Origin of the sequence: Virgibacillus siamensis (genome assembly GCF_900162695.1) — a bacterium.
Lineage (GTDB): Bacteria > Bacillota > Bacilli > Bacillales > Amphibacillaceae > Lentibacillus > Lentibacillus siamensis_A.
Genome location: NZ_FUIH01000006.1, coordinates 410,621 through 427,820, shown reverse-complemented (window position 1 = coordinate 427,820; position 17,200 = coordinate 410,621). Strand labels below are relative to the sequence as shown.

The following is a 17,200-nucleotide window of genomic DNA, read 5'->3' as shown; positions in this document are numbered from 1 at the left end:
TAATATTTTTTGGGAGGCAAACAATGGACGCGAACAAAGATCAATGGTCATCACGAATCGGCTTTATATTATCATCAGCTGGTGCTGCAATAGGTCTGGGGGCAATTTGGAAGTTTCCTTATATGACCGGCATGAACGGTGGCGGCGCTTTTTTTCTGCTGTTTATCGCGTTTACAGTAGTGATTGGTCTCCCGCTTTTAATTGCTGAATTTGTCATCGGACGGGGTGCCGAGCGTGAGGCAATATCCGCATACAAGAAACTGGCGCCGAAAAGCGGCTGGTCTATTATCGGACGCTGGGGTGTTTTCGGATCGTTCGTTCTGCTTTCATTTTACAGTGTTGTCGGCGGATGGGTGCTCTTGTACTGCCTATTATCAATCCCGGGACTCATTATTAAGAACGGGGCCAACTATGAACAGCTTTTTGGAAACATAACTTCCAACCCGCTTGTGACCATCGCAGGACTTGGACTGTTTCTGATTATCAATATTGTTGTTATCTCATTCGGGATCAAAAACGGAATCGAGAAGGCGAGCAAGATCATGATGCCGCTTTTATTTATCTTTTTCATTATACTCGTTATCCGTTCAGTCACATTTGAAGGAGCATCTGCCGGCTTGGAATTTTTCCTGCAGCCGGATTTTTCGAAATTAAGCGGTGAAAGTGTGCTCTATGCATTGGGACAGTCATTCTTTTCACTCGCTGTAGGCTTCTCCGTAATGGTTACATACAGCTCTTACCTCGGAAAGGATGTAAGTCTGCCATTTGCGGCGGGGTCAGTATCATTTATGAACATCTTTGTCTCCCTGCTTGCAGGGCTGGCCATCTTCCCGGTCGTCTTTTCATTTGGATTGGAACCAACTGAGGGACCTGGACTATTGTTCATGGTTTTACCGGAAGCATTTGCGCAAATGCCATTTGGCGAAGTATTTTTAAGTCTGTTTTTATTACTTTTTCTATTTGCGATTTTGACATCATCCTTCAGTATGCTGGAAATTATCACATCAGCATTTACAGTTAATAAAAACCGCTCCCGTACAAAAGTGGCCTGGGTTGCCGGAATCATTGTGTTTATCGCTGGTATTCCGGCTGCTCTGTCATCAAGTACGATGAAAAACGTAAAGATTTTTAATTTGACTGTTTTTGATGCAAGTGATTTTCTGGTCAGCAATATTTTACTTCCAGGCGGATGCTTGCTGATTGCCTTATTTATAGGAATCCGTATGGAAAAATCATTAATGAAGCAGGAATTTTCATACAGCAATAACCTGTCACCATCCATGTACCAGCTTTGGTTCCAGATTATGCGCTGGCTTGTGCCGATTACGATCGTTATCGTATTTTTGGGCTCAATGGGAATTCTGTAAAAAAGATGCCTCCCGCAGGCATCTTTTTTTAGGTAAACAGTTTCAGAAGTTTCCGAGGTTACAAAAATGACGGAATGGGAATTAATAATTATGGGAGGAGATATTATTGTCACGAAAAATTGTCATTGTTGGCGGTGTCGGCGGCGGCTCGACTGTTACATCACAAATCAGACGGGTTGATCCGGATGCCGAAATCATCCTGTTTGATAAGGGGAGCTACATCGGTTTTTCCAATTGCGGTATGCCTTATTATATTGGCGGCGTTGTAGAAAAAAGGAAGAAGCTTCTTATCGATACGGAAAAGTTTTCGGACAAATTCAATGCAGACGTTCGAACCAATGCGGAAGTGACGTCCATTGACCGTGTGAGTAAATCGGTATCCTATAATGATGCATCAGGCACACATAAAGAAACGTATGACACGCTCATTTATGCTCCGGGTGCAACAGCTGTCACGCCTGATTCCACAGGCATTAATCCTGACAGAACATTCACATTGCGAACCATTCCGGATATGGATGAAATTTATCATTATATCCAAAACCATCAGCCTAAAAACTGTGCCATCATTGGTGCTGGTTTCATCGGGATGGAAATGGTTGAAAACCTGACCAATATCGGAATCGATTGTACCATTGTCGACCGGTCCAAACAGGTCATGAAGCTGGTTGACAAGGAAATCGCCGAACCGATTGAAAATCATCTGGAGGAAAAAGGTGTTCACGTTATGCTGGAAGAGAGTCTTGATTCTTTTTCAGATAACGGAACCAAATTACAATTAAAAAGCGGCAAAACATTGCAGGCTGACATGACCATTATGGCAACAGGAGTCAAACCGAATACAAACATTGCCAAAGCAGCCGGGCTGGAAACTGGTAAAACAGGAGCATTGAAGGTAAATGATTTTATGCAGACCAATGACCCAGACATTTATGCTCTCGGTGATGTTGTGGAAACGGAGGACTTTCTGACGCGTAATCCACGCAATGTGGCACTTGCCTGGCCAGCTCATCGACAGTCATTTATTATTGCAAACCACTTAGAGGGAAAAGATATTCCATACAACGGCACACTTGGGTCAGCTATTTTTAAAGTCTTTGATTTGGATGTTGCCGCGACAGGTTTGAATAGAACTGCTTTGAAACAACTGGGAATTTCATTTAAAGAGGCAACCCATGAAGCGTTGTCACATGCCGGATATTACCCGGGTGCGGACAAGATATCGCTGAAGGTACTTTTTGATGCAAAAGTCGGTACCATTTACGGTGCACAGTGTGTCGGCGAAAGCGGTGTTGACAAACGGATTGCCGTTATTTCAACAGCTATGAAAGGAAAAATGACCGTAGCTGACCTGGCACAACTCGAACTCGCATATGCACCACCATACTCATCACCAAAAGACCCGGTCAATATTCTGGGATACAAAGCATCCGGAATGCTGGATGGCAAGGGCTGATATGGGATTTTTCCGGAAAGATCGTATTTCTGCTTGAATGCCCGAATAACGCTTCTTCGCCGGATGGTCCACTATTCCATAAAAAAAGCACCAAGACGTTCTGGTGCTTTTTCCATTATAGATCATCTGCAACACGGTATACGGCTGAGAATTTAGTTTCATCCATTAATTCACTTACATGAACACGGACACCATGTCCAAAAATGATTTCTTCTCTGGTCATTGCGATAATCATGGATTTGGTCTTGTTTTGCAAATCCAAATAAATGTCTCCAACGAGCGGTTTCAGTTCATCGTTGTCATCCATGTTCTGTGGCGATTCGTCCGCCAGCAGCTGTTCTTCGGATACCAGATTTTTATCAAAGTATGCAATCTCGTTGCTTCCATCCGCCTTGCCGGGAACCATGACAACATATTCACTGTGCTTAACCCCGTTGTCTCTTGTTGTTACAACATTGCCATCTTCCACATTATCCACTTTTTCAATATCGTTCAATGAATAATGATCCAGAAAATCAGGGGTTGGTTTGATAATTAAAATGTAATTCCCTTTTTCAGGCTTTGTGTCCTTGTCTATGGTATATCGTTTTCCGTAAAAAATAAATGTATCATTATGTTTTGGGCGATAAAGCGTAATTTCGCTTGCTCTTGTTAAAATCTGCTTCATATCCTTCAAACGATATAAATGGACGGACTGTCTGAACATTGGTTTAACGGAATAAACTTTGTGCAGTTCATTTTTGTAGTAAACAAACTGTCCTTTTCGTACTTGAAACAGCTTCATAATTGACTTCCTCCCAATTACATATATATTAGGTCACTCTTATTTTCCCATATTACCATGGACTTTAAACATGGAACAGAGTAAATCTTTAAATTTTTACCGAAAGAAAATTTTATGCTGTTCTGTTTTTGAAAAAGCCGGTCAACAGCACTGCAGCTGTTATGAGTGCAGTACATAAATATGTTACAAGTCCTTGATGAAGGTTTAGCCAATCCAGCACGAATCTGTCCTCAACAATCATACTGCCTGCTGTCCAAGCAAGAATACCAGCACCTATATAAGCAATCCAGGCATGCTTGTCCATTAGCCTGACAATCAGCTTGGACCCGAAAATCATGATCGGGATACTGACCGCAACCCCAATTGCAATCATTCCGATATGCCCGTTTGCTGCACCGGCAATCGCCACCACATTATCAAGACTCATGACCGCATCGGCCATAATTATGGTTCCGACGGCTTTTAGAATGGTTCCGGATGATTTTATTTCTGTATCCTCCTCATCGTCCACGAGCAGATTAACAGCAATATAAATGAGCAACAGACCACCTATCAAATGAACAAGTGGAACTTGCAGCAGATATACAATGATAATCGCAAATATGATTCGTAATAATACCGCCCCGCCGGTACCGATAAGTATCGCTTTATTCCGCTGGTGTTTCGGTAATGCCCGTGTTGCCATCGCAATGACAACCGCATTGTCGCCGGATAATACAATATCAATCGCAATAATATTCAATAAGGCAAATATTGCTTCCGCAGAAAATTCAAAACCTGACATGTTACTGCCACCTTTCCAAAAAAACCTCAACATTACTATTTTACCACTTCTGATAGTCTTCGTAGAAATGATAAAACCTGACAATTGAAATGGCGATGCGAATTTACCTTATGACATAATCGTTTGTTCGCTGGATACTGCTACTATTACGCTTATCGCACATTTTTATCCATGTGGACAAAGGGCAATTCCGTATCCACCTCACCTATTATTCGCTTTGTGTAAACCTGTTCGCCGCGCAGCCATGCCCCAAAGTCAAAAATGACGGGATCCCGGTCTCCGCCAAGTGCAAACCAGGCTTTTTGCTGTTTTGGCAAATAAGCTGCTGTGTGAATCGTTCCGGACCAATTTTTGTACTGGTCGGAAAAAACCCCTTTGTCCGTGTCATTCAGCAAACGAAACGCCTGATATGCCTCTGTCACATAGTGCCGCTGCTTCTCCATAGCATCCAGCCGCTTATACGAATCGGTCAAATGGTGACGGTTCTCATCTTGCATCAGTTCAAAATGATTTGTACAAACGTTTGATTGCCGGACCATTACCCCACGCGGCGTCGCTTCAACAACATACGTTTCTTCATCACGGTCCAGCAAAATATAGCTGAAAGAATGCCGATGGGGGATTTCCTTAAGCAATGAAACAGCTTCCCCAACATCCGCGCATGTTTCCAGTACAAGTCTTCCAATCATATTACAGATAAATCCATCGCCGGGCTTTTTCCGGTGCATGAAGTTATATCCCAGGGCTAAGCCTTTTTCATTCATTCCATCCATTCGGCCGGTTATCCGTTGTGATGGCCCGATAACGGCGTAACCCTGATCACTGGGCTGGAAAAATGTATACCGTCCTTCATATGTTTTTGGGTGATAATCATAGTTCCGGACCATATAATCATTTCCCGTCAGTATGGAACAACCGCTCCGTACGTATTCCAAACGGTAACCGCCGAAATCCTGGAGTACTGCATCCATGTCCCATTCCAGCGCATCACCGATACCTGTAAGTTCATCCCAAACACCCGGTGATACCCTGGTGATAGCATCTTTTGCTTCCCTCTGGTCAATGGTAAAGCGCGGCCTTCTGATGCGCCATTGTTTCTTGCGGTTTTGTATCGTAAAGGAATCTTTTAATAATTCCCCCTGCAAATACCCAAAATCATAGTGTGATCCTCTGAACTGTACGATGTCACTATATATGTTCTTCAAAAAAACCTCTCCCATTCCTGAAACCAATTTCCATCTTTAAACGTATGTATACATGTAACATATCATATCTTAGGAGCTGAAAGCATGACAGGAATTTTACTTACAACCATCCTATCGTTCATTTTGTATGCTGTTTTTGCCGGCATTATCATTGCCAGCAGTAAAACAGCAAAAAGCCGTACTTCAAAAATAGCAGGGCTTATTTTTATTGTCCTTTTTATCATTGGGGGTATCCTCAACTATATTATTCTGCTGCCGATCACAATCCCGAATATGGTGATCGCAAATATTGTAATGGCCGCCATTGGAACCTTTTTATTGTACGGAATGACCGCCACCAAATTTCAAAAGAAGGTCCGCGGCACCTATGAGGCTGCTGGAGGGTTTTTAATCTTATTGGCAGTTATTGCTGTACCGGGAATTTTTATAATGGGGATCCTGTCACTGGATAACACCTATGAATCCATTGCTAAGAAAGATGTTGAAGAGGCAAAGCCATTGGATAAAGATACAACACCAATTGTTGTATCACCGGAATTTGCCCGGAATAAAATGCAAAAATCGATGAGTGTCGTTCCCAACACGCAATATTATGACCTGGGAAAACTGCAGGTGCAGAAGATAAATGATGAGGTTGTTTTTGTTGCGCCGGTTGAATTCACCGGCTTCTGGAAATATTTTCGCGGAAAGGAAACAGAAGGCTATTTCACGATATCCGCAACGAATATTAATGCGCAGCCGGAATTTGTCAAAAGCAAGATGAAATATACCAGTTCCAGCTACTTCAACGATAATGTCCAGCGTACCATTTATAATGCATATCCAACATATATTCAAAGCGGCGATCCGCAAATTGAAGTGGATGAAAACGGAAAACCATGGTATGTTCAAACGTTATACCAGCCAATTGGAGTAACTAACAAACCGGACATGAGCGATCTTTATGCAGCTGTTGTTGATCCGGTCACAGGCGAAGTCAGCAAATATAAAACCGAGAATGCACCCGAATTTATTAACGGCTCAGTCAGTTCGGAGATGGCAACTGCTGAAAACGAGTACTTTGGAAAATATGTGCACGGCTGGCTCAATTCCCTATTCGGAAAAGAAGATGTAAAAATACCAAATGAATCTGGTACGGAGAGCAGTGTAACTCCTATTTTTGATGATAATGGGGATATGTACTACTTTACCGACATGGCATCACCAAAAGAAAACATTGATTCAGCACTCGGATACACAATGATCAACGCCCGCACCGGGGAGCTGACGTATTATAACGGCAAGAAAAACAACGGAATTATGGACAGCAAAGGTGCAAAGGAAATTGTGAACAAAGAATTCCCGGAAAAGAACTGGAAAGGTTCCATGCCGGTACTGTACAACATTGACGGCAATCCAACCTGGGTCGTAAACGTACTTGACCCGAATGGCCTGTTTAAAAAATACGCCTATATCAAAGCAGGAGATGCTGACTTTGTTGTGTTTGGAGATACAGCAAAAGAAACACTGGAAGCATACCGTCTACAGCTTGTACAGGATCCGGGAAATGTAGAATCCAGCGGTGAATCGAATCTGGAAAAAATAAAAGGAACCGTCAATCGTGTACTTGTAACATCCACCCAAAAAACCGGTCAGGTCATCCAATTCATTCTAAAAAATGACCAGACCATTTATACAATTAATGCCGGAAAAGAACCGCTTGCACTATTCCTGCAATCCGGTGATAAAGTAACATTTGAGGCGCTCGTCCGTGAGAATGGGACAGGAATCGTCGAGACAATCGAAATAAAAGGATTGACGAAATAACTGAAAACGTCCTGGAGGGTTATACCTTCCAGGACGTTTTTTATTCACCACGCAGGCTTTCGGCAAGTTCGGAAAGCTCTTCCCAGCGTTCCAATTTCTGTTCCAGTTTTTCTTCAAGCTGTTCCTGCTCGGTATAGTAATCCTGCACTTTTTCCAGATCACTTCCAGCCTGTTCAATCCTTCCCTGCAATGCTTCCAGTTCTGTTTCAAGCGCCGTTATGTCATCCTCAATGGTCTCCCATTCCTTTTTATCACGGTATGACATTTTTTTACGGTGGGAAGATTTTGTTGTTTTTTCATTAACCGGCGCTTTTTTCTTCACGGTATCCTGTTTGACTTCCTGTTCCAGATATTCACTGTAGTTACCGTAAAAATGCTTGATCTTATCGTTGTTTTTGAAAACAAGCAAATGGTCAATGACCCGATCCAGGAAATACCTGTCGTGGGAAACTGTAATAACAACCCCTGGAAACTGGTCAAGGTACTCTTCCAGGACACTCAATGTTTGCGTGTCCAAATCATTGGTCGGTTCATCCAAAAACAGCACGTTCGGCTCGCGCATTAGGACTTTCAATAAATAAAGCCGTCTCTTTTCCCCGCCGGAAAGCCTGCCGATGTAGGTCCGCTGCTCCGAACGCGGGAATAAAAACCGTTCAAGCATTTGTTCAGCTGTTATCGTTTCACCGTTTTTCGTGTGAATGACTTCAGCAACTTCCTTGATGTAATCCACTACCATGGAATCAGGATCAAGTTCTTCATCACCCTGTGTGTAGTAACCGATTTTTACCGTCTCACCGACTTCCATTTCACCCTGATCCGGTTGGATTCGTCCTGCCATCATGTTCAGCAGAGTTGTTTTCCCGGAACCGTTCGGCCCGATGATACCAAGGCGGTCACCAGGCACAATCAGAAAATCAAAATCATGAAGCAATGTTTTTCCCGCAAATGTTTTCTGGATTCCCTGTAATTCCATTACCTTTTTCCCAAGTCGTGTTGACCCTGCCTGGAATGCTACATTCTGCTGCTTTGTATCGAATTTCTTCTCCTGTAAAGCATGCACCCGCTCAACGTGGGCCTTCTGTTTGGTGGAACGGGCCCTTGCCCCGCGCTTCAGCCAGGCGAGTTCCCGTTTCAATGTATTTTGATGTTTCTGTTCATTCTGCGCTTCCAGTTCCTCGCGTTCAGCCTTCTTCTCCAGGAATAACTCGTAGTTGCCTTCATAGACATAAAAATTGCCTTTATCCAATTCAAAAATATGATTGGTCACCCGGTTTAAAAAATAACGATCGTGTGTTACAAGCAGCAAGGCCCCTTGAAATGTTGCCAGGAAGTTCTCGAGCCATTCCACTGTTTCATTATCCAGGTGGTTAGTCGGCTCGTCGAGAATCAAGAGATCTGCCGGCTGAATCAGTGCTTTGGCAATCGCAACCCGCTTTTTCTGTCCGCCGGAAAGTTCCGCTGTATTTTTATTAAAATCGGTAATGCCAAGCTTTGTAAGAATTGTTTTAGCTGCAGCGTTTGCCTCCCATGCTTCATGCTGATCCATCTGTTGCTGCATATTCAGAAGATGTTCCTGTGCCTGTTCATCATTGGATTCATCTTGCAGCCGATGCAATGCCTGTTCATAGTTACGCATAACCTTCATAATGGTTGCATCGCCATAATAAATCTGTTCGATGACCGTTTTGTCTGAATCCAGATCCGGATCCTGAGCCAAATATTCAATCCGGTAATCTTTGGGATGATTCATCGTGCCGCTCTCCGCCGGGTCAATTCCGGCCAGCACCTTCAAAAATGAGGATTTCCCCGTGCCATTTACACCAATAAGTCCGATTCGATCCTGTTTTTTAATGGTACATGTTACATCTTGAAACAAAACTTTTTCCCCGTAGGATTTATATAAATTCTCTATTGTGAGCATATAATTTCCTTCCTATTTCCGCTGTCTGAGATATTGCTTTACAAAAAGAACAATCAAAAATAACAACCATGATGTCACACCATAGTAGATATACGTGCTAAGCTGGTCCATCTTTGAAAAAAAGATCGTCATCCCAAGCCAAATAACGCCTATAGCCAGAATCTGATATCCGAAAAACTTCATAAGCCTTGCCCCCAAATCTTCCTGTTCCTTCTGTTACAAGTTTATCTTAAAGGGCTTCGTTTTTCCATCAAAAAAAGACCGGGGACAGTTTATCAATCTACCGCCCCTCGGTCTTTTTACCATTCCAGCTGTTTGGCAACATTCGCAGTTTCAATCGCAGCAACAGCTGCCTCTGCCCCTTTGTTGCCTGCTTTAGTACCTGCACGTTCAATAGCCTGTTCAATCGTTTCAGTCGTTAAAATACCGAAAATAACTGGTTTACCTGATTGAAGGGATGCATTGGATACACCCTTTGCCGCTTCATTACACACATAATCATAATGTGATGTCGACCCGCGGATTACGGTGCCCAAAGCAACAACTGCATCATAACCGCCGGAAGTTGCCATTTTTTGGGCAATCAATGGAATTTCAAATGCGCCGGGAACCCAGGCAACATCAATGTTTTCTTCATCCACCCCGTGCCGTTTTAAAGTGTCTGTGGCACCACCAAGTAATTTACTCGTAATAAATTCATTAAACCGCGCTACTACAATGCCTATTCTCATATCTGTCCCAACCAGATTTCCTTCAAACGTTTTTCCCATTTTGCTTCATCTCCTTTTATCACTGATGAAAGTTCAATAAGTGTCCCATTTTATCGAGCTTGGTGTGCATATATTTTTCATTTTCTTTTCGTGTAGCAGTTTGAATTGGGATACGCGAACCGATATCAATTCCATACGATGCAAGTCCTGTCACTTTTTTCGGATTGTTGGTCAGCAAGTCTACTTTTTTAATACCCAAATCTGTTAATATTTGTGCGCTCAAATTGTATTCGCGCAGATCAGGTGCAAATCCAAGCTGCTCATTCGCTTCGACAGTATCCATACCGGCATCCTGCAGCTGATATGCCCGAAGCTTATTAAGTAAACCAATACCACGGCCTTCCTGACGCATGTAAACCAACACACCTGCACCCGCTTCATCTATCTTTTGCAGTGCCGCATGCAGCTGAGGACCACAATCACACCGGTAGGACCCAAACACATCACCAGTCAGACATTCCGAATGAATTCGTGTCAGAACTGCATCCGCTGCATCAACGTCCCCTTTCACCAATGCAATATGTTCCTTATCATCCAAATCGTTGGTGTAACCATAGACTTTAAATGTACCAAACTCGGTTGGCAGCGTTGTTTCAACTACACGACTGACATGAATTTCGTGTTGTTTGCGATGTGCTGCCAAGTCAGCAATCGAAATCAGTTTCAAATCGAATGTTTTTGCCATCGCTTCTAAATCCGGAACCCGTGCCATTGTTCCATCTTCCTTAATGATTTCACAAATCACCCCTGCCGGAAATGCACCGCTTAACATGGCCAGATCAACCGATGCTTCTGTGTGACCGGAGCGCGTCAGTACTCCGCCGTCTTTGGCAATAAGCGGAAACACATGACCCGGCTGTTTAAAATCAATTTCCTTTGCTTCAGGATCCAGCAATGCCTGAATGGTCCTGGAACGTTCATCTGCACTAATTCCAGTTTTCGTATCCTTATGATCGATACTTACGGTAAATGCTGTACCAAACGGATCTGTACTGCGGCTGGTCATCAATGGAAGATTCAGCTTTTCCGCCAGCCGCTCCGTTATCGACGTACAGACAAGACCTTTTCCATGGGTGATCATAAAATTGATAACATCCGGTGTTGCCTGCTCAGCAAGTGCAACCAAATCTCCTTCATTTTCCCTGTCCTCATCATCGACCACGATGACCGGTTTTCCTGCCTTTAAATCCTTAACTGCCTCTTCTATCGTATCAAACATTGTCCCACTTCCTTCACATGAATCCGTTATTTTTCAAAAACGCCTGGTTAATACCTTCTTTTTGGCCGATACTTTGATTTTGAATCATATTATGAACATGCTTGGCGAGCATATCACACTCAATATTTACAACATCCCCATCTTTTTTATCACCCAGAATCGTTTCCGACACTGTATGCGGAATCAGTGAGATGGTAAATACATTCGGCATCACATCGAAAATGGTTAAACTGACGCCATCAACAGCTACCGAACCTTTTAACATAAAGTATTTAACCAGTTCTTCCGGAATTTCAATATCGTAATAAATAGCATTTTCATTTGCTTCTTTTCGTATAATTTTGCCTTTTCCATCAACATGTCCGGACACAAAGTGCCCACCAAACCGGCCATTCGCAGGCATCGACCTTTCCAAGTTCACGCTGGAACCCGCTGTTAAGGAGTCCAGTGAGGTGGCTTTAATTGTTTCCGGCATCACATCAACTTGAAAATCAGCTGCAGAAAATTTCGTGACGGTCAGGCAGATTCCGTTGACAGCGATACTGTCGCCGAGACGAACATCTTCCACAACTTTTTCCGAACCAATTGTCATTTCAACTGATTGTTCAGATACACGCTTCATTTTTTTTACAATACCTTTTTCTTCAATGATTCCTGTAAACATGTCAATCGTCCTTTCGTGGTTCCGCAACAATTCTAATATCATTGCCAATCATCTCAACATGCCGGATTACCATTTCAAGGGTATCTTTCATATACGAAAAACCATTTCCGGCAAACGATGTCGGGGCAGCTTGACCGCCGATTAGTTTCGGTGCCATGTAGGTAATCAGCTGATTAATGTATCCACTTTCCAAAAATGACCCGTTCACTGCAGCGCCGCCTTCGACAAAGAGAGACATGATACCGTGACGCCCCAAATATTGCAAAACACTTTCAACGTCCAGTTTCTCCAGCCGGACAATGGTAACACTCTCTTTTTCAGCGTACGATTTTTCTGCTACATCCGACACGACACTTTTTGTAAAAATCCATGTTTCCGCTTTACCGTCATTCAGAATTGTTGCATCCAACGGCGTTTTAAGTGATGTATCTAAAATAATTCGTATTGGGTTCTTTCTGCCATTTGGGAGCCTGGCAGTCAGACTTGGATTGTCGGTGATAACTGTGTTTACACCAACCAGAATTGCATCGTGCATATGACGATACTGGTGGACATCAAGCCTTGCTGCCTCTCCGGTTACCCATTTGCTGTCGCCAGTATGTGTTGCCGTTTTCCCATCCAAACTGACAGCAGACTTTACAGTTACGTATGGTTTTTTCGTTTGGATAAAGTGGAAAAATGCAGCGTTTACCGCATTCGCTTCTTTTTCCAGAACACCCTGTTTCACTTCAATGCCGGCCTTCCGCAGCTTCTCCAAACCCTGACCTGCAACTTTCTTATTCGGATCAGTCGCCGCAACAACCGTCCGGCTGATACCATTTTTCACAATCAAATCCGCGCAAGGCGGTGTTCTCCCATGATGACTGCACGGCTCCAGTGTGACGTAAATGGTTGCACCGCCGGATCTTTCCCCGGCCATTTGTAACGCATGTACTTCTGCATGCGCCTCACCGGCTTTCAGATGTGCACCGAAACCTAAAATCTCCCCATTCTTAACAACAACCGCACCAACAGGCGGATTGGGACTGGTCTGGCCGGAAACAGCTCGGGCAAGGTTCAAGGCTATTTGCATATAATATTCATCATCCAAATTAATTTCACTCCCTTTAACCAATTAAAAAAACCCCTGAATCAGCTTCAGAGGCCAAGGGCAGAATTTTATAAGGGTATACGCGTATGATTAAAAAGCTGGTTTGCATACAGTAAAAATACCTGCACAAACCATCCAGCAACATAAAAAATCCTTATAAATCCCTTCTCCCATCCAGACTTTAACTGTCGGTTCCGGAGTTGCACCGGATCCACCGCTTGGCATAATACCGCACGGGTCACGGACTAAAAAGCATACGCTTCATCACCGTCGATTGGGAATTTCACCCGACCCCGAAGGAACTTGCATTATAATATTGTATTTTTGTTATACCTTAATCACGATAGAATCGCAACCAATTCAGCTTATGTAGGATAAGCTGAACTAATTTTACTAGTTATGCCGAATTTTTTCAACAAATCGACAACCATTATCATATTGACAGATCTTTAATCGACTCGGCCAAGGCTAACATGAACATCGATTGGAAGATGCCTGGATTAATGGTAAATACACCTTTACAACCGCACCTTCCGAACTGCTTGCAACTTTCATTACACCTTTATGCTTTTCGATAATCTGATGACAAATCATTATTCCCAGACCTGTCCCATCATCCTTTGTTGTAAAAAACGGATTCCCTATTTTACTTAATAGATGATCCGGTATCCCATAACCCTGGTCTTCGATTCGAATTAAAAGTGTATCTGCATTATGTTTTTTTAATGAAATGAATATCGTTCCACCATTTGGCATTGCTTCGATTGCATTTTTTAGAAGATTGATAAACACCTGTTTAATTTGATTTCCATCACAATTTATGTCCGGTAAATCTGATTCAATATATTTCTCTATTTTAATGTCATTTTGTTTAGCTTGTGTCTCAATTAAAGAAATGACTTGGGCTAAAAGAACTTTCAAACCCCTTTTTACAGATTTAACCTTTTGTGGTCTTGCCAATACCAACAGTTCACTTAAGAGTTCTTCAATACGATTCAGCTCTGAGAAGATTACTTCCGAGTACTCTTTGTTGTCTGTCGGGTTACTTTGCATGAGTTGAAGAAATCCTTTAATGGCAGTTAAGGGGTTTCTAACCTCATGTGCAATCCCTGCGGCCAATTGTCCAGCAACCGTCAGTTTTTCAAATTTCAACATAAGTTCCGGTGTCTCCTCAACCAAACTGTTTAATCTTTTTTCACCCTCGCCGGACTTCTCTTCAGCAAATTTCCAATCTGTTATATCTTGAATGTGGCTAATAAAATACAGAGGTTGATCATGATCATCCCTCACTAAAGATACACTGAGCAGAGCCCAAACTTGATAGCCATCCTTATGTATAAAACGTTTTTCCATCTGGTAGGACTTTCTTATCCCTTTAAGTGCCTCGTACATGAGGGATAAATTACTTTCTATGTCATCCGGATGTGTTATGTCCTTAAATTTAATCGAAAGTAATTTTGATTCAGGATAACCCAGAATATCACATAATGACCGATTCACCTTTAACGGAGTCCCATCAGTTGCCACGATAGCCATGCCAATTGAAGCACGATCAAAAGCATGGATAAATAATGAGGGATTATCCAAATTAAAAGTTGTCTGCATATCTCACCTCTCCTTATTCGAAAGTAACCAAATGATACATATATCTTTATATGTGTCGTGTTGAGATTCCAATCATTATAAAAGATGCGAACTAGTACTTATTTCCTAATGATAGTATAAATACGCCTGTTTTTCAACTAATAGGACTGTTCGGAATATTTGATTACCTGCTCTGCCTCAGTATTTTGTGTAGTAATTCAATTAACCCCATTCTGACCCGGAAATTTGTTATTATATGTATTGCAAACTGGGCGCTTTCAAAAACAATGAGAAGATGCAAAAATCCGCTCCGGCGTGGAGCGGATTCGGAAGTGTAGGAATGTTTTTATGAAGGATTGTGCATTCAATCATGAACCTTGGTGTCCCGTCTTCCCTTCAGCAGGCTGTATCCGTAAAGCCCTAACCCGGCTAACAATACAGCAATTCCAAAGAAGATAAAAGCAAACATGTTTGTTGCAGTGTTTGGAAGTTGTTTCCCAGCAGGAAATGTGGGAACACCGGCCGCCGCATTGTCGGCCTGTAATTTAAATTGGAACTCGCTGCTCAGTCCTTGAAATTCATTGCCCAGCTCATATGGCACGTCAATTCGGACATTTAGTTTTTCAGATTCACCAACATCCAAATTCCTGGGATCAATTTTCTCAAAGTCTTTTAAATTCCCTATAAAAAGAACAGTGCCCCCTGCTTTGATCGCCACCTGCAGCTCATTATAAAGTTTCTGAGATCCATCAAGGTATTTATTTGTAAAATTATAGTTGAATGCCTGATCCCCTTTGTTCATTACTTCCAAATCTTTTATGACATAATCCCCCGGTTTGATATTGTCGATATGAAAGAACACCTTGCTGGGATGGGTTGATAGATGGATATCGGTATGATCAGCACCATCCCCACCGTCGGCCTGAACTGCTGCAGCAAAACCGATCACCAAAAATATACTTAATACCGCTAACACAACCTTTTTCATTTAACCTACCCCCCCAGCAAGATTGAACTAGTAAGGTAGAGAGGAGTGCTCTCTACCTTTGATTTTTCTTAAAAATTGCCATTGTCCGCTTGTTCGTTTGATTCAATATATCCTTCCTCATCCGAAACGTCCTGACCGTCCCACTGCCGGGCTTCAAACATAAATTCAATGCTTGCTGAATCTCCCTGGAATTTGTTTTGAACATAGGTTCCGTCATCATTTTTCGCTTGATCATCCGTAAATTCAATCGATATTTGCAAGATGTCCGGATCCCGAGGGTCCACCGGCAATCCAGTCCACTCATTCGGGTTAACCGTTGCCACATTCAAACGATTGGAGGCTGTATCTATATAATCCGGATCAACACTGCCCCATACTCTTTGACGGGCTGCATTAATTTCAGCTGCAGATGCCCCTGCGCGATTCCCTTCCATAGTGCCAGACGCCAAATAAAAGTCCCCTAAGCTGACATTTGTAACAATTTCTTTCGGAAACTCACCGTCACCGCTTCCTTCATTTCCAACCTTTGCAACTGTGACGGTAAACTCATTCAGATAATCAAGTACATCGTTGTCTCCCCAGTTGCCATCACCTTCCGTACCGGTATAATCCTGGAAGCTTACTGTTTCAATTGAAAGGAGAACATCTTTAATAGCTAAAGTTCCCTCGTTCGTCAGTTCAATATTCCGTGTCATGTGATCGCCGGGCTTCAATTTGGATATGTCAAAGTTCGTTGCTGTTCCACTTTCATTTAAAACCAGATCCAGTGTTCCTGCTGCCACACTGCCATTAACCTGTTCAACATCGTTAAAAGCTGCCCATGTCCCCACCCCTATAAGGGATATCCCAAGCGTTGCAGTAACTGCACCCGATGCCAATCGCTTTTTAATTTTCATTGTACTTTCCCCCATCCGATTTTTAAATAATTTCCTTAATCATTGCTCCGATCTTCACCAGGCATTTGTGTAGCTTCAAAACTCAGATTAACTGATGTACCTTCATCTTGGTACTTGTTTTGTATGAAGAGTCTTGAATTAGGATATCTAGTCGGATCATCTTTAAAAGTAATTTTCACTTGATAATCCATTGAATCACCGGGTTGTAAAGCTGCAACCCCTGCACCTTCAGTTGAGATTTTTTGTGATTCTGGCAAGTTAACAAGTTGATTTAAGTTGAAAGTACTTCCCATTACTTCTACTTCAAACTGCTTTAAAAAGTCCGCTTCGGTATTTACACCATTATCCGGCAGATTTTGATGAAGGGCGTCTACCCATCCTTCAGAAGCTGAACTTAATAGAACCTCATCAATTGCGAGCGTTCCATTATTCGAAAGTGTCAATGTCTTCGTGAAATGATCACCCGGCTTCAAGTTGCTAAGATCAAACAGAACATCTGTACTAGTCTCCAAATCCAATGTCCCTGCAGCAAACGAGTTACCGACTGCTTCCACATCGTTAAACGCTGCGAATGTACCTCCTGCGATGAGTGATAGACCCAATGCTCCTGCTAAGATACCTGTGCCCATTTTTTTCTTCAATTCCATTTCTGATTCCTCCTTAGTT

16 protein-coding genes and 1 riboswitch are annotated in these 17,200 nt (G+C 42.6%); of the genes, 3 read left to right on the top strand and 13 right to left on the bottom strand.

Annotated elements, in window-relative coordinates; all coding sequences use genetic code 11:
* The first annotated feature begins 23 nt into the window (after positions 1–23).
* Together B1K71_RS03075 and B1K71_RS03070 are read left to right on the top strand one after the other, a co-directional pair.
* The gene (locus B1K71_RS03075; protein ID WP_077324525.1) at positions 24–1,367 is read left to right on the top strand and encodes a sodium-dependent transporter; all 1,344 of its coding nucleotides are present in this window, start codon (positions 24–26) and stop codon (positions 1,365–1,367) included.
* A gap of 106 nt (positions 1,368–1,473) precedes the next feature.
* Entirely contained in the window at positions 1,474–2,823 is a 1,350-nt protein-coding gene (locus tag B1K71_RS03070; RefSeq protein ID WP_077324524.1) for a CoA-disulfide reductase, read from the top strand.
* Positions 2,824–2,938: 115 nt separating this feature from the next.
* Here B1K71_RS03070 and B1K71_RS03065 read toward each other — a convergent pair whose 3' ends face one another.
* The 3 genes from B1K71_RS03065 to B1K71_RS03055 form a co-directional block, all read right to left on the bottom strand.
* Positions 2,939–3,607, bottom strand: coding sequence for a hypothetical protein (locus B1K71_RS03065; protein WP_077324523.1), 669 nt, complete (start codon positions 3,605–3,607; stop codon positions 2,939–2,941).
* A 112-nt stretch (positions 3,608–3,719) separates the two neighbouring features.
* Positions 3,720–4,391, bottom strand: coding sequence for a TerC family protein (locus tag B1K71_RS03060; RefSeq protein WP_077324522.1), 672 nt, complete (start codon positions 4,389–4,391; stop codon positions 3,720–3,722).
* A gap of 152 nt (positions 4,392–4,543) precedes the next feature.
* A complete protein-coding gene (locus B1K71_RS03055; protein ID WP_077324521.1) occupies positions 4,544–5,596 on the bottom strand; it encodes a C45 family autoproteolytic acyltransferase/hydolase in 1,053 nt (350 codons plus the stop codon).
* 84 nt (positions 5,597–5,680) lie between these two features.
* Here B1K71_RS03055 and B1K71_RS03050 point away from each other — a divergent pair, with 84 nt between their 5' ends.
* Complete coding sequence (locus B1K71_RS03050) at positions 5,681–7,402, top strand: Yip1 family protein (protein WP_077324520.1); 1,722 nt, start codon at positions 5,681–5,683, stop codon at positions 7,400–7,402.
* 40 nt (positions 7,403–7,442) lie between these two features.
* On the opposite strand, the gene B1K71_RS03045 is transcribed toward B1K71_RS03050, so the two are convergent.
* From B1K71_RS03045 to B1K71_RS03005, 10 genes are all read right to left on the bottom strand, one after another.
* Entirely contained in the window at positions 7,443–9,323 is a 1,881-nt protein-coding gene (locus B1K71_RS03045; protein WP_077324519.1) for an ABC-F family ATP-binding cassette domain-containing protein, read from the bottom strand.
* 12 nt (positions 9,324–9,335) lie between these two features.
* A complete protein-coding gene (locus B1K71_RS19780) occupies positions 9,336–9,506 on the bottom strand; it encodes a hypothetical protein (protein ID WP_175631808.1) in 171 nt (56 codons plus the stop codon).
* Positions 9,507–9,622: 116 nt separating this feature from the next.
* A complete protein-coding gene (gene ribH, locus B1K71_RS03040) occupies positions 9,623–10,093 on the bottom strand; it encodes a 6,7-dimethyl-8-ribityllumazine synthase (protein ID WP_077324518.1) in 471 nt (156 codons plus the stop codon).
* Positions 10,094–10,112: 19 nt separating this feature from the next.
* The gene (locus B1K71_RS03035) at positions 10,113–11,312 is read right to left on the bottom strand and encodes a bifunctional 3,4-dihydroxy-2-butanone-4-phosphate synthase/GTP cyclohydrolase II (RefSeq protein WP_077324517.1); all 1,200 of its coding nucleotides are present in this window, start codon (positions 11,310–11,312) and stop codon (positions 10,113–10,115) included.
* Between the two features lie 13 nt (positions 11,313–11,325).
* Complete coding sequence (gene ribE, locus B1K71_RS03030; protein ID WP_077324516.1) at positions 11,326–11,976, bottom strand: riboflavin synthase; 651 nt, start codon at positions 11,974–11,976, stop codon at positions 11,326–11,328.
* A gap of 1 nt (position 11,977) precedes the next feature.
* A complete protein-coding gene (gene ribD / locus B1K71_RS03025; RefSeq protein ID WP_139343285.1) occupies positions 11,978–13,066 on the bottom strand; it encodes a bifunctional diaminohydroxyphosphoribosylaminopyrimidine deaminase/5-amino-6-(5-phosphoribosylamino)uracil reductase RibD in 1,089 nt (362 codons plus the stop codon).
* Positions 13,067–13,224: 158 nt separating this feature from the next.
* A riboswitch (FMN riboswitch) is annotated at positions 13,225–13,371 on the bottom strand.
* Positions 13,372–13,534: 163 nt separating this feature from the next.
* Complete coding sequence (locus B1K71_RS03020; RefSeq protein WP_077324515.1) at positions 13,535–14,671, bottom strand: PAS domain S-box protein; 1,137 nt, start codon at positions 14,669–14,671, stop codon at positions 13,535–13,537.
* Positions 14,672–15,014: 343 nt separating this feature from the next.
* Complete coding sequence (locus B1K71_RS03015; protein ID WP_077324514.1) at positions 15,015–15,638, bottom strand: LPXTG cell wall anchor domain-containing protein; 624 nt, start codon at positions 15,636–15,638, stop codon at positions 15,015–15,017.
* 68 nt (positions 15,639–15,706) lie between these two features.
* A complete protein-coding gene (locus tag B1K71_RS03010; protein ID WP_175631807.1) occupies positions 15,707–16,534 on the bottom strand; it encodes a TasA family protein in 828 nt (275 codons plus the stop codon).
* 35 nt (positions 16,535–16,569) lie between these two features.
* Complete coding sequence (locus B1K71_RS03005; protein WP_077324512.1) at positions 16,570–17,181, bottom strand: TasA family protein; 612 nt, start codon at positions 17,179–17,181, stop codon at positions 16,570–16,572.
* Between the last annotated feature and the right edge of the window lie 19 nt (positions 17,182–17,200).

Bases quoted from the DNA above. Each gene is read 5' to 3' on its own strand.
- B1K71_RS03075 (WP_077324525.1), top strand. From the start codon at position 24: ATGGACGCGAACAAAGATCAATGGTCATCACGAATCGGCTTTATATTA.
- B1K71_RS03065 (WP_077324523.1), bottom strand. From the start codon at position 3,607: ATGAAGCTGTTTCAAGTACGAAAAGGACAGTTTGTTTACTACAAAAAT.
- B1K71_RS03060 (WP_077324522.1), bottom strand. From the start codon at position 4,391: ATGTCAGGTTTTGAATTTTCTGCGGAAGCAATATTTGCCTTATTGAAT.
- B1K71_RS03050 (WP_077324520.1), top strand. From the start codon at position 5,681: ATGACAGGAATTTTACTTACAACCATCCTATCGTTCATTTTGTATGCT.
- B1K71_RS03045 (WP_077324519.1), bottom strand. From the start codon at position 9,323: ATGCTCACAATAGAGAATTTATATAAATCCTACGGGGAAAAAGTTTTG.
- B1K71_RS19780 (WP_175631808.1), bottom strand. From the start codon at position 9,506: ATGAAGTTTTTCGGATATCAGATTCTGGCTATAGGCGTTATTTGGCTT.
- ribH (WP_077324518.1), bottom strand. From the start codon at position 10,093: ATGGGAAAAACGTTTGAAGGAAATCTGGTTGGGACAGATATGAGAATA.
- B1K71_RS03035 (WP_077324517.1), bottom strand. From the start codon at position 11,312: ATGTTTGATACGATAGAAGAGGCAGTTAAGGATTTAAAGGCAGGAAAA.
- ribE (WP_077324516.1), bottom strand. From the start codon at position 11,976: ATGTTTACAGGAATCATTGAAGAAAAAGGTATTGTAAAAAAAATGAAG.
- B1K71_RS03020 (WP_077324515.1), bottom strand. From the start codon at position 14,671: ATGCAGACAACTTTTAATTTGGATAATCCCTCATTATTTATCCATGCT.
- B1K71_RS03015 (WP_077324514.1), bottom strand. From the start codon at position 15,638: ATGAAAAAGGTTGTGTTAGCGGTATTAAGTATATTTTTGGTGATCGGT.
- B1K71_RS03010 (WP_175631807.1), bottom strand. From the start codon at position 16,534: ATGAAAATTAAAAAGCGATTGGCATCGGGTGCAGTTACTGCAACGCTT.
- B1K71_RS03005 (WP_077324512.1), bottom strand. From the start codon at position 17,181: ATGGAATTGAAGAAAAAAATGGGCACAGGTATCTTAGCAGGAGCATTG.